This window comes from Streptomyces sp. CC0208, from assembly GCF_003443735.1.
GTDB lineage: Bacteria > Actinomycetota > Actinomycetes > Streptomycetales > Streptomycetaceae > Streptomyces > Streptomyces sviceus.
On record NZ_CP031969.1, the window covers coordinates 6,585,798 to 6,597,691 of the forward strand.

The following is an 11,894-nucleotide window of genomic DNA, read 5'->3' on the forward strand; positions in this document are numbered from 1 at the left end:
GTTCGCCCGCTCTTTGCCTGAAGAGTGCGGGGATCAGCCCTTCAGGGCCGCTGCGAGCGCCGTGTTGAAGTCGGCGACCGTCATCGGCGCGTTCTTGCCGTCGGGGCCGGTCAGCTTCTTGCCGTCCATCATCAGGGTCGGAGTGCCGGTGATCCCGTCCTTGTTGAACTTCTCGGACATGTCCAGGGCCCACTTGTCGTAGGTGCCGTTCTTCACGGCGTTCTGGAAGGTCTTGTTGTCCTTGAGCTCCGGGACGGTCTGCGCGATCTTGATGAGGTAGGCGTCGTCCTTGAACTTGTCGGGGCCGCTCTCCTCGGGGTGCCACTTCGTGGAGTACATCGCGGTCTTGTACTTCAGGAACGCGTCGGAGCTGACGTTCAGCGCCGCGCCGAGGGCGCTGAGGCCGTTCTTGGAGCCCTCGCCGCCGAGGTTGCCGTCGAGGAAGGTGGCGCCGACGAACTGGATCTTGAACTTGCCGTCCGCGACGTCCTTGTCGACGGTCGAGCCGACGGTCTGCTCGAACTGGGCGCAGACGGGGCAGCGCGGGTCCTCGTACATGAGCAGGGTCTTCTTGGCGGTGCTCTTGCCGATGACGACCGTCGTGCCGTTGGTGCCCGTGCTGTTGGCCGGCTTGACCAGCTTGTCGTCCTTGGCCGCTTCCCAGTAGCCGGGCTTGTTGCTCTGCACGACCGCGTAGCCGATGCCGCCGGCTATCGCCAGGACGCCGACCACGGCGCAGGCGACGATGACCTGCCGCTTGATCTTGTCGCGCTTGGCCTGGCGCTCGCGCTCCTGCCGCAGCCGCTCGCGGGCGGCGGTCTTCGCGGCCTGGCTGTTCCGCTTGCTCATGGTGGTGTTCTCCATCGAGGGGACGCGCACACGTCGTGTGCGGGGATACGTGGGTCGGGACTGGTGGTGCGCGGACGCTGTGCGAGCGGGAGGCTCAGGCGACAGCGGGCGAGCACGGCGGTCCACGCCGTCCCAGGGAGTGCACGAGGATCGCGTCGAGCACGACGGCCGTACGGCGGCCGGGGCGCACCGGGCGGGCCGGTTCCGGCGCCGACCGCACGGTCAGCGCGGCGGCCGCGAGAAGCAGCGGCCGGAAGGTCGTGGCGGCCACGGCCCGCAGCAGCTGGGCCAGGGCCCGCTCGCCGCGGCGCAGCCAGGCGGCCGCGAGGAGGCCGACGCAGATGTGGGCGCCCAGCAGCAGCCAGGCGGTCTGCGGGTCGGCGTGGGCGAGCAGGCCGCCGAGCCGGCCGGGGTCGGTGCCGGTCATCCGGGCCAGCGGCGAGCCGACACTGGTGCCGTCCCCGCAGAACACGTCCCAGCCGACCGAGCGCAGCGGACCCGCCACCGGGCCGCCCGCGGCGCCGTAACAGACGTGCTGGCCGGTGGTGAAGACGGTGTCGGCGGCGAGCTCCAGCGGGATCAGTACGGCGGCGATCCGCCCGAAGCCGCGCTCCCGGCCGGCCAGCGCGAAGGTGAGCGCGAACACGGCGACGGCGACCGCCGCCACCGTGTTGAGCGGCAGGGGAGCCCGGGACAGCAGTACGTGCGACGCGGTGCTGAGCGTCACGACGAGTGCCGTGAACAGCGCCGCGCGGAGCGCTCGTAGCTGGGTCCCGGATATGTCCATAGCGTGGAGAGTGTGTCACGCGGGCCTGTAAGGGACCCCTAAAGAGTCCCTGTGAGCGGCCCTATCGTTATCGACAGCGGTGAGGGGCCGGTCACAGGCCGGGGATGCGGCCGTTGCGGAACAGGTCGACGAAGGTCTGGTGGTCGGCACGCGCGCGTGCGCCGTAGCTGTGCGCGAAGTCGACCAGGAGGCCCGCGAAACCGTCCTCGTCGGCCGCGATCGCCGCGTCGATGGCCCGCTCGGTCGAGAAGGGCACCAGGGACTCGCCCGAGGTGTCGTCCGCTGCCGCGTGCATGGTGGCCGTGGCCCGGCCGAGGTCGGCGACGACCGCCGCGATCTCCTCCGGGTCGTCGATGTCGCCCCAGTCCAGGTCCACGGCGTACGGCGAGATCTCGGCGACCAGCTGGCCCGCGCCGCCCAGCTCGGTCCAGCCCAGCCACGGGTCGGCGTGCTGCTGGAGGGCGCGCTGGGAGATCACCGTGCGGTGGCCCTCGTGCTGGAAGTAGTCGCGGATCGCCGGGTCGGTGATGTGCCGGGAGACGGCCGGGGTCTGGGCCTGCTTGATGTAGATCACGACGTCGTTCTCCAGGGCGTCGGTGTGCCCTTCGAGCAGGATGTTGTACGACGGCAGCCCGGCCGATCCGATGCCGATGCCGCGGCGGCCGACGACGTCCTTGACGCGGTAGGAGTCCGGGCGGGCCAGGGAGGCCTCCGGGAGGGTCTCCAGATAGCCGTCGAACGCCGCGAGCACCTTGTAGCGGGTGGCCGCGTCCAGCTCGATGGAGCCGCCGCCCGGCGCGAAGCGGCGCTCGAAGTCGCGGATCTCCGTCATCGACTCCAGGAGGCCGAAGCGGGTCAGCGAGCGGGCGTCGCGCAGCGCGTCCAGGAGCGGGCCCTGGGCGGTGTCCAGGGTGAAGGGCGGCACCTCGTCGCTCTTGGCGCCGGTGGCCAGGGCGTGGATCCGCTCGCGGTACGCGCCCGCGTACACCTCCACCAGCTCGGTGATCTGCTCGTCGCCGAGCGCCTTGGCGTACCCGATCAGCGCGACGGAGGCGGCGAAGCGCTTGAGGTCCCAGGTGAAGGGGCCGACGTAGGCCTCGTCGAAGTCGTTGACGTTGAAGATCAGCCGGCCGTTGGCGTCCAGGTACGTGCCGAAGTTCTCCGCGTGCAGGTCACCGTGGATCCACACGCGCGAGGTGCGCTCGTCCAGGTACGGCCCGCCCCTCTTCTCGGCGTCGAGGTCGTGGTAGAAGAGGCACGCCGTCCCGCGGTAGAACGCGAACGCCGAGGCCGCCATCTTCCGGAACTTCACGCGGAACGCTGCCGGATCGGCGGCCAGGAGCTCGCCGAAGGCGGTGTCGAAGACAGCGAGGATCTCCTCGCCGCGGTGCTCGTCGTTGAGCTGCGGTACCGACATCGCGGGGTGCCTCCAGGTACATGTGTACGACAGCGTTTCTGTCGTCTCTCCAACGGGCGGGTCCCGGCGAAAGTGCCCGCGACCCTCGTTGTGAAGGTACGCGGGGCGGCCCCTTGAGTGTCAGTGCCGAGGCATAGACTTCGACGCTGTCCCCCCACTGTCCGCCCGCCTGTCGTCGAGTGTTTTCCATGGAGGCCACGCCGTGTCAAAGCCGCCGTTCACGCACCTGCACGTCCACACCCAGTACTCCCTGCTGGACGGTGCCGCGCGGCTCAAGGACATGTTCAACGCGTGCAACGAGATGGGCATGACCCATATCGCCATGTCCGACCACGGCAACCTCCATGGGGCGTACGACTTCTTCCACACCGCGAAGAAGGCCGGGGTCACCCCGATCATCGGGATCGAGGCGTACGTCGCCCCCGAGTCCCGGCGCAACAAGCGCAAGATCCAGTGGGGCCAGCCGCACCAGAAGCGGGACGACGTCTCCGGTTCCGGTGGTTACACCCACAAGACGATGTGGGCCGTGAACTCGACCGGCCTGCACAACCTCTTCAAGCTCTCCTCGGACGCCTACGCCGAGGGCTGGCTGCAGAAGTGGCCCCGCATGGACAAGGAGACGATCTCCCAGTGGTCCGAGGGGATCGTCGCCTCCACCGGCTGCCCCTCGGGTGAGCTCCAGACCCGGCTGCGCCTCGGCCAGTACGACGAGGCACTGAAGGCGGCCGCCGACTACCAGGACATCTTCGGCAAGGACCGCTACTTCCTGGAGCTGATGGACCACGGCATCGAGATCGAGCACCGGGTCCGCGACGGCCTTCTGGAGATCGGCAAGAAGCTCGGCATCCCCCCGCTGGTCACCAACGACTCGCACTACACGTACGCGCACGAGGCGACCGCCCACGACGCCCTGCTGTGCATCCAGACCGGCAAGAACCTCTCCGACCCCGACCGCTTCAGGTTCGACGGCACCGGCTACTACCTGAAGTCCACGGACGAGATGTACGCCGTCGACTCCTCGGACGCCTGGCAGGAGGGCTGCGCCAACACCCTCCTGGTCGCCGAGATGGTCGACACCACCGGCATGTTCGAGGCGAAGAACCTCATGCCGAAGTTCGACATCCCCGAGGGCTACACCGAGGTCACCTGGTTCAAGGAGGAGGTCCGCCGCGGCATGGAGCGCCGCTTCCCCGGCGGCGTCCCCGAGGACCGCCAGAAGCAGGCCGACTACGAGATGGACGTCATCATCCAGATGGGGTTCCCCGGCTACTTCCTCGTGGTCGCCGACTTCATCATGTGGGCCAAGAACAACGGCATCGCGGTGGGCCCCGGCCGAGGCTCCGCGGCCGGTTCGATCGTCGCCTACGCCATGGGCATCACCGACCTCGACCCGATCCCGCACGGCCTGATCTTCGAACGGTTCCTCAATCCCGAGCGCGTCTCCATGCCCGATGTCGACATCGACTTCGACGAGCGTCGGCGCGTCGAGGTGATCCGGTACGTGACGGAGAAGTACGGCGCCGACAAGGTCGCCATGATCGGCACCTACGGCAAGATCAAGGCCAAGAACGCGATCAAGGACTCCGCGCGCGTGCTGGGCTACCCGTACGCGATGGGCGACCGGCTCACCAAGGCGATGCCCGCCGACGTCCTCGGCAAGGGCATCGACCTGAACGGCATCACCGACCCCTCCCACCCGCGCTACAGCGAGGCCGGCGAGATCAGGTCGATGTACGAGAACGAACCGGACGTGAAGAAGGTCATCGACACCGCCAAGGGCGTCGAGGGCCTGGTCCGGCAGATGGGTGTGCACGCGGCCGGCGTGATCATGTCCAGCGAGCCCATCGTCGACCACGCCCCGATCTGGGTGCGGCACACCGACGGCGTGACGATCACGCAGTGGGACTACCCGCAGTGCGAGTCGCTCGGCCTGCTGAAGATGGACTTCCTGGGCCTGCGCAACCTCACGATCATGGACGACGCCATCAAGATGGTGAAGGCCAACAAGGGCATCGACCTGGAGATGCTCGCCCTGCCGCTGGACGACCCCAAGACCTTCGAACTGCTCTGCCGCGGTGACACCCTCGGTGTCTTCCAGTTCGACGGCGGCCCGATGCGCTCGCTGCTCCGCCAGATGCAGCCCGACAACTTCGAGGACATCTCCGCCGTCTCGGCCCTCTACCGGCCGGGCCCGATGGGCATGAACTCGCACATCAACTATGCGGAGCGCAAGAACGGCCGCCAGGAGATCACGCCGATCCACAAGGAGCTGGAGGAGCCGCTCGAAGAGGTCCTCGCGGTCACCTACGGCCTGATCGTCTACCAGGAGCAGGTGCAGAAGGCCGCCCAGATCATCGCCGGGTACTCGCTCGGCGAGGCCGACATCCTGCGCCGCGTGATGGGCAAGAAGAAGCCCGACGAGCTGGCGAAGAACTTCACCATCTTCCAGGCCGGCGCCCAGAAGAACGGCTACAGCGACGAGGCCATCCAGGCCCTGTGGGACGTGCTGGTCCCCTTCGCCGGCTACGCCTTCAACAAGGCCCACTCCGCCGCGTACGGCCTGGTCTCCTACTGGACCGCGTACCTCAAGGCCAACTACCCGGCCGAGTACATGGCCGCGCTGCTCACCTCGGTCAAGGACGACAAGGACAAGTCGGCCGTCTACCTCAACGAGTGCCGACGCATGAAGATCAAGGTGCTCCCGCCGAACGTCAACGAGTCGGAGCACAACTTCGCGGCCCAGGGCGACGACGTGATCCTCTTCGGCCTCGAAGCGGTGCGCAACGTCGGTACCAACGTGGTCGAGTCGATCATCCGCAGCCGCAAGGCCAAGGGGAAGTACGCCTCCTTCCCCGACTACCTCGACAAGGTCGAGGCGGTCGCCTGCAACAAGCGCACCACGGAGTCGCTGATCAAGGCGGGCGCGTTCGACACCATGGGGCACACCCGCAAGGGCCTCACCGCGCACTTCGACTCGATGATCGACAACGTGGTCGCGGTCAAGCGCAAGGAGGCCGAGGGCCAGTTCGACCTCTTCGGCGGGATGGGTGAGGCGGACAGCAGCGAGCCCGGCTTCGGACTCGACGTGGAATTCACCACCGACGAGTGGGACAAGACCTATCTGCTCGCCCAGGAGCGGGAGATGCTCGGCCTGTACGTCTCCGACCACCCGCTCTTCGGCCTGGAGCACGTGCTGTCCGACAAGGCCGACGCGGGCATCGCCCAGCTCACCGGCGGTGAGCACGCGGACGGCGCGGTCGTCACCATCGGCGGCATCATCTCGGGCCTGCAGCGCAAGATGACCAAGCAGGGCAACGCCTGGGCGATCGCCACCGTCGAGGACCTCGCCGGGTCCATCGAGTGCATGTTCTTCCCGGCGACCTACCAGCTGGTGTCGACCCAACTCGTCGAGGACGCCGTGGTGTTCGTCAAGGGCCGCCTCGACAAGCGCGAGGACGTGCCCCGGCTGGTCGCGATGGAGCTCCAGGTCCCCGACCTGTCCAACGCGGGCACCAACGCGCCCGTGATCCTCACGATCCCGGCGCTGAAGGTGACCCCGCCGATGGTCAGCAGGCTCGGTGAGATCCTCAGCCATCACAAGGGGGAGAGCGAGGTCCGCATCCGGCTCCAGGGGCCCAGCAAGACCACGGTCCTCAGGCTGGACCGGCACCGAGTGAAGCCGGACCCGGCGCTCTTCGGCGACCTGAAGGTGCTGCTCGGACCGTCCTGCCTGGCGGGCTGAACGACCCGGACGGCACCGACCATGCAGAGGGGCGCACTCCTTATGGGGTGCGCCCTTCTGTGTGCCTGGGTCTCAACAACCCTTTATGCAGATGTCAGTTGTGGCCGAAGCTTTTCTGCCGCCCCTTGCGGGCCACGTCGCCGGGGGTCACCTGCGGAGCGTGCTGCTCGCTCGGCGTCTCCATCGAGGAGTGCTGGGGCTCCTGCCCGGCACGCTCGGTCTGCGACGGCTTACGGTTCTGCTTCTTGTTCTTGGCCATGGTGGTGCCTCCTGTGGGGATCTAGGGGCCAGGGCCAGGACCAGATTCACATAGGCTGACAGCAGGCGCATTTCGGGCAATTACCGTGTGTGACAGGGAATGTCGCCGGGCAATGCCCCGAAACGCCACGCCGAAGATCGAGTTCCGGCCGTTAACCCTCGTGCGGTCGGGCAGACTCGAAGGAAGCCCGAAGCAAACCTCCCGGAAAGAGGGTGGATCGCGTGGACCGCTGCATCGTCCTGGTGGACGCCGGGTATCTGCTGGGGGCCGCCGCCAGTCTCCTTGCCGGGGAGCCCTCCCGTTCCCGTATCACCGTCGACCACGCCGCCCTCGTGCAGGGGCTGCGCGACCGGGCCGAGTCCGACACCGAACGGCCCCTGCTGCGCATCTACTGGTTCGACGGCGCCCCCGACCGCGTCCCGCAGCCCGAGCACCGACGACTGCGGGTGATGCCCCGGGTCACCGTTCGGCTCGGCGCCCTGACCCGCAGCGACGGACGCTGGGCCCAGAAGGGCGTGGACGCCGCCATGCACGCCGAGCTCACCGAGCTGGCCCGCAACCGGGCCTGCTCCGACATCGTGCTCGTCACCGGCGACGGGGACCTGCTGCCGGGCATGATGGCCGCCAAGGAGCACGGGGTCGCCGTACACCTGTGGGCCGTGCAGGCCGCCGACGGGGACTACAACCAGTCGGAGGACCTGGTCGCCGAGGCGGACGAGCGGCGGGTGCTGGACCGCGCGTGGATCACCAAGGCCGTCCGCGCGAAGGAGCTCGGCGGTATCTGCGCGCCGCAGCCCGTGCCGCGGCCCGAGATCGCCGCGATCCTGTCGGCGCCCCTGCCCGAGTCCGCGCCCTCGCAGGCGCCCGAGCGGTCCGCCGAGGAGAGCGAGCACGCCCCGGCGGCCGCCTCGGAGAACGGCACGCAGGAGCGGGTGCCGGCGCCGAAGGGCGTACCGACGCCCAAGGACCTCGCCGCACTGCGCGCCCCCGGTGCCCAGCAGCCCGCCCAGCACCCCGCGAGCGCGACCCTGCGCTGGTCCTCCGACAAGGGCTGGGTCGACCGGCCCAGTGGTGCCGCCGAGCCGCCCGAGGTCGCCTCCATGCCGACGCTCGCGCAGCTGACCACGGCGGAGCAGCGGTGGGCCGACCGGGAGGAGGACATCACCACCGTCGGCGGCGACCCTTTCGAGGTGGGGCAGGTCTTCGCGCGGCGGTGGATGGAGCGGCTCGGGGACCAGCCGCATCTGCAGCGGCTGTCCGGGATGTACCCGCGCGTGCCGCACCGGATCGACGGGGAGCTGCTCCGGTACGCGGCCCGGTTCGGGCTGCTGGCGCACAAGGACGACCAGATCGACGAGCACGACCGTTATGCGATCCGGGCCGGCTTCTGGCGGGAGATCGATGCGCGGACGGCCGCGGAGCACGCCCCCGCCGGGGAGTGAAACGGCACATACACCGCCCCAAGGGCGAGCAAAGCTCCCCGACCCCGTAGTCTCGTCCTTTGTGAGTACGCGCGCTGCACCGGCACTTCGACACCGTGGTGATGTCGTGTGTGCGGTGCGCGGACTGACCAAGACCTATCCCGCGGTGCGCGGGCGGCGCGGGACGCCGGCGACGCCCGAGGTGCGGGCCACCGACGACGTACGGCTGGACATCCGCCGCGGTGAGATCTTCGGGCTGCTCGGGCCGAACGGCGCCGGAAAGACCACACTCGTACGGCAGCTCACCGGGCTGATGCGGCCCGACCGGGGCAGTGTCGAGATCCTCGGGCACGACATCGTGCGCCACCCGGACCGGGCCTCGCGGATCCTCGCCTACCTCGGCCAGGAGTCCACCGCCCTCGACGAACTCACCGTCTCCCTCGCCGCCGAGACCACCGGTCGGCTGCGCGGCCTGGAGGCCAGGAAGGCGCGGGCCGAGCGGGACGCCGTACTCGACGAGCTGGGGCTCACGCCGATCGCCGGGCGGCCGCTGAAGAAGCTCTCCGGCGGGCAGCGACGGCTCGCCTGCTTCGCGTCGGCGCTCGTGGGGGAGCGGCCGCTGCTCGTGCTCGACGAGCCGACCACCGCGATGGACCCCGTGGCGCGGCGCGCGGTGTGGTCCGCCGTGGACCGCCGGCGGGCCGAACGCGGCACGACCGTGCTGCTCGTCACCCACAACGTCATCGAGGCGGAGACGGTCCTGGACCGGGTCGCCGTCCTCGACCAGGGTCGGGTGATCGCCTGCGACACACCCACCGGCCTCAAGGAACAGGTCGCGGGCGAGGTCCGCGTCGACCTCGTGTGGCGCGAGGCGGCCCCGCTGCACGTGCCCGAGGTCGCCGCGCTCCAGGAGCGGGCCGTGGCCGCCGGGCGCCGCTGGACGCTGCGGCTCGCCCCCGAGGAGGCCCGCGCGGTCGTCGCCACCGTCACCGGCGGGGCCGCGTTCGCCGCGCTGGACGACTTCACGCTCGCCACACCCAGCCTGGAGGACGTGTACCTCGCGCTGGGCGGGGCCGCGCAGCAGGGACTGGTGAAGGCTTGAGCACTTTGAGTACGCGGACGGCCCTGTCCGTACGTCACAGGGCGAGTGCCGGAGCGAAGAGGAGCTGAGCCACGTGAGTGTCGTACCCGCCGAGGCTCTGCAGGGCGGCGCGCCGGCCGTAGAGGAGACGGGCCGGGACGCGGCCGCCGAACTCGGGCCGCGCGCGAGGCTGTGGCCTTCGCTGGCGGCCGTGTACCGGGCGCAGCTGTCCCGCGCGCGGGTCGCCCGCATCCCGCTGCTGTTCGTGGCGACCTTCCAGTCGATCGGGATCATGATCCTGATGCGGGGGGTCGTGGACGGCGGGGGCGAGGCGCAGTCCGTGGTCGCCGGGGCGTCCGTGCTGGTCGTGGCCTTCGTCGCGCTCAATCTGCTCGCGCAGTACTTCGGGCAGCTGCGGGCGAGCGGAGGGCTCGACCACTACGCCACCCTGCCGGTGCCGCCCGCCGCCGTGGTGCTCGGCGCCGCGGGCGCGTACGCCTCCTTCACCGTGCCCGGGACCGTGGTGACCGCCGTCTTCGGGTGTGTGCTGTTCGGGCTGCCGCTGGCGCACCTGTGGGTGCTGGTGGCGGTGATTCCGCTGGCGGGAGCCGCTCTGGCGGGCCTCGGTGCGGCCCTCGGGCTGCTCGCGCCCCGGCCCGAGCTGGCCACCCTGCTGGGACAGCTCGGGATGTCCGCCGCGCTGCTGCTCGGGGTGCTGCCCGCCGACCGGATGCCCGGGGTGGTGCGGTTCGCCCGGGACCTGCTGCCGTCGACCTACGGCGTCGAGGCCTTCGCCCGGACCTTCGGGCCGCATCCCGACTGGGCCTTCGTGCTCGGCGACCTCGCCGTGTGCGGGTGCGTGGGAGTGGTCTCGCTGGCCGTCGCCACCTGGGCCTATCGCCGGGCGGCCGTCCGGTGACGCGCCGCACAGGCGGGCCTGGCACGATGTCAGGGTGACCGCTCCGTTGACGCCTCCTCCGCCGCCGCACGAACCGTCCCCGCACGAACCGTCCTCGCACGATGCCTGGCAGGCCCCCGGTGCCGCCTACGCGGCTCCTGCCGAACCCCGGTACGGGCACGGCGGGCCCGGGATGAAGACCGAGCTGCTGGAAGGCACGGTGATCATGGTCGCCGTGGCGCTCGCGGGGGCGCTGCTCGGGGTGCTGTGGTGGTGGCTGGCTCCGCATGTGCCGCTGGTCGGGGACGTGGACGAACAGGGGAGCTGGGTCGTCTATCTCAAGGACACCGAGGGGGAGCAGGCGGTCGGGGTGGACGGGACGCTCACCCTGCTGGCCCTGGCCTTTGGTTTCGTGAGCGCGCTGGCCGTGTTCCTGTGGCGGCGGCGGGGCGGGGTGCCGCTGGTCGTGGGGCTGGCCGTCGGGGGAGTGCTGGCGTCTCTGCTCGCGTGGCGGGTGGGGACGTGGCTCGGTCCCACGTCCGACGTGATCGCCCATGCCAAGGCCGTGGGCAAGGGGGTGACGTTCTCCGCGCCGCTGAAGCTGGGGGCGAAGGGGGCGTTGCTCGCCTGGTCGTTCGCGGGCCTTGTCGTGCATCTGGGGCTCACGGCGCTGTTCGGGCCGCGGGATCCTGAGCCGGCGTACGGGGCGGCGGTCCCGGGGGACGGGTACGGGACGCCCGCGCAGTAGGGGCTCCGAGAGGGCCCCGTCCCTTGAACGCCGGACGGGGCCGAGCGACCTGGGCCGGAGTCGGCCCCTACGCCGGGCGCCTGCCGTGGTTCGATCGGCCCTTCTTCGTGCGCCACCTGCGCTTGCGCGTTCTCTTCGACATACCCCTGCTGCTTAGTCCAGGAAGGGGCCCTCGTCGAGGGGTCACGCGCGGGCGATGGGCGCCAGGACCGCGTTCGTGAGATCGGCCAGGTCCTTCGGCGCCAGTTCCACCTCCAGGCCCCGGCGGCCGGCCGAGACGCAGATCGTGTCGTGAGCGGAGGCGGAGGCGTCCAGGACCGTGGGCAGCTTCTTGCGCTGGCCTAGTGGGGAGATGCCGCCCCGGACATAGCCCGTGGTGCGTTCCGCGAGGTTCGGGTCGGCCATCGCCGCCCGCTTGCCGCCCGCGGCCGTCGCCAGGGCCTTCAGGTCCAGGGAGCCCGCCACCGGGACCACCGCGACCGTCAGCGCGCCGTCCACGTCCGCCACCAAGGTCTTGAAGACGCGCTCCGGGGAGACTCCCATCGCCTCGGCCGCCTCCTCGCCGTAGGAGGGGTGGGCGGGATCGTGGTCGTAGGCGTGCACGGTGAAGGAGACGCCCGCGGTGGTCAGGGCCACGGTCGCCGGAGTGCCGCCCGGCTGCTGCTTCTTCGACTTCTTCGCCATCTGACGGA

At 70.2% G+C, this 11,894-nt stretch carries 10 protein-coding genes; 5 read left to right on the forward strand and 5 right to left on the reverse strand.

Annotated features, from left to right (window positions below; all coding sequences use genetic code 11):
• Positions 1-33: 33 nt before the first annotated feature.
• The 3 genes from D1369_RS30265 to D1369_RS30275 all read right to left on the reverse strand — a co-directional run bounded on the left by D1369_RS30265 (position 34) and on the right by D1369_RS30275 (position 3,053).
• Complete coding sequence (locus D1369_RS30265) at positions 34-849, reverse strand: thioredoxin domain-containing protein (RefSeq protein WP_037903214.1); 816 nt, start codon at positions 847-849, stop codon at positions 34-36.
• A 94-nt stretch (positions 850-943) separates the two neighbouring features.
• The gene (locus D1369_RS30270; protein WP_118082712.1) at positions 944-1,636 is read right to left on the reverse strand and encodes a hypothetical protein; all 693 of its coding nucleotides are present in this window, start codon (positions 1,634-1,636) and stop codon (positions 944-946) included.
• Positions 1,637-1,727: 91 nt separating this feature from the next.
• On the reverse strand, positions 1,728-3,053 hold the full coding sequence (locus D1369_RS30275; protein ID WP_007381396.1) for a DUF2252 domain-containing protein: 1,326 nt from the start codon (positions 3,051-3,053) through the stop codon (positions 1,728-1,730).
• A 202-nt stretch (positions 3,054-3,255) separates the two neighbouring features.
• Here D1369_RS30275 and dnaE point away from each other — a divergent pair, with 202 nt between their 5' ends.
• Complete coding sequence (gene dnaE, locus D1369_RS30280) at positions 3,256-6,795, forward strand: DNA polymerase III subunit alpha (protein ID WP_007381395.1); 3,540 nt, start codon at positions 3,256-3,258, stop codon at positions 6,793-6,795.
• Positions 6,796-6,889: 94 nt separating this feature from the next.
• On the opposite strand, the gene D1369_RS43145 is transcribed toward dnaE, so the two are convergent.
• Positions 6,890-7,054 carry a hypothetical protein gene (locus tag D1369_RS43145; RefSeq protein ID WP_007381394.1) on the reverse strand — a complete coding sequence of 55 codons (165 nt, stop codon included), beginning with the start codon at positions 7,052-7,054 and terminating at the stop codon, positions 6,890-6,892.
• Between the two features lie 221 nt (positions 7,055-7,275).
• Between D1369_RS43145 and D1369_RS30285 the strand changes: the two genes are divergently transcribed.
• The 4 genes from D1369_RS30285 to D1369_RS30300 all read left to right on the forward strand — a co-directional run bounded on the left by D1369_RS30285 (position 7,276) and on the right by D1369_RS30300 (position 11,202).
• The gene (locus tag D1369_RS30285) at positions 7,276-8,496 is read left to right on the forward strand and encodes an NYN domain-containing protein (protein ID WP_007381393.1); all 1,221 of its coding nucleotides are present in this window, start codon (positions 7,276-7,278) and stop codon (positions 8,494-8,496) included.
• Between the two features lie 106 nt (positions 8,497-8,602).
• Positions 8,603-9,577 carry an ABC transporter ATP-binding protein gene (locus D1369_RS30290; protein ID WP_118082713.1) on the forward strand — a complete coding sequence of 325 codons (975 nt, stop codon included), beginning with the start codon at positions 8,603-8,605 and terminating at the stop codon, positions 9,575-9,577.
• A gap of 73 nt (positions 9,578-9,650) precedes the next feature.
• Positions 9,651-10,475 carry an ABC transporter permease gene (locus D1369_RS30295; RefSeq protein WP_007381391.1) on the forward strand — a complete coding sequence of 275 codons (825 nt, stop codon included), beginning with the start codon at positions 9,651-9,653 and terminating at the stop codon, positions 10,473-10,475.
• Between the two features lie 34 nt (positions 10,476-10,509).
• Entirely contained in the window at positions 10,510-11,202 is a 693-nt protein-coding gene (locus tag D1369_RS30300; protein WP_007381390.1) for a DUF2567 domain-containing protein, read from the forward strand.
• A gap of 183 nt (positions 11,203-11,385) precedes the next feature.
• Here D1369_RS30300 and ybaK read toward each other — a convergent pair whose 3' ends face one another.
• Positions 11,386-11,886 carry a Cys-tRNA(Pro) deacylase gene (gene ybaK, locus D1369_RS30305; RefSeq protein ID WP_007381389.1) on the reverse strand — a complete coding sequence of 167 codons (501 nt, stop codon included), beginning with the start codon at positions 11,884-11,886 and terminating at the stop codon, positions 11,386-11,388.
• Positions 11,887-11,894 lie beyond the last annotated feature (8 nt).

What these genes read in the sequence shown, in the direction of transcription:
- D1369_RS30265 (WP_037903214.1), bottom strand. Translation starts at nt 849, where the DNA reads ATGAGCAAGCGGAACAGCCAGGCCGCGAAGACCGCCGCCCGCGAGCGG.
- D1369_RS30270 (WP_118082712.1), bottom strand. Translation starts at nt 1,636, where the DNA reads ATGGACATATCCGGGACCCAGCTACGAGCGCTCCGCGCGGCGCTGTTC.
- D1369_RS30275 (WP_007381396.1), bottom strand. Translation starts at nt 3,053, where the DNA reads ATGTCGGTACCGCAGCTCAACGACGAGCACCGCGGCGAGGAGATCCTC.
- D1369_RS43145 (WP_007381394.1), bottom strand. Translation starts at nt 7,054, where the DNA reads ATGGCCAAGAACAAGAAGCAGAACCGTAAGCCGTCGCAGACCGAGCGT.
- ybaK (WP_007381389.1), bottom strand. Translation starts at nt 11,886, where the DNA reads ATGGCGAAGAAGTCGAAGAAGCAGCAGCCGGGCGGCACTCCGGCGACC.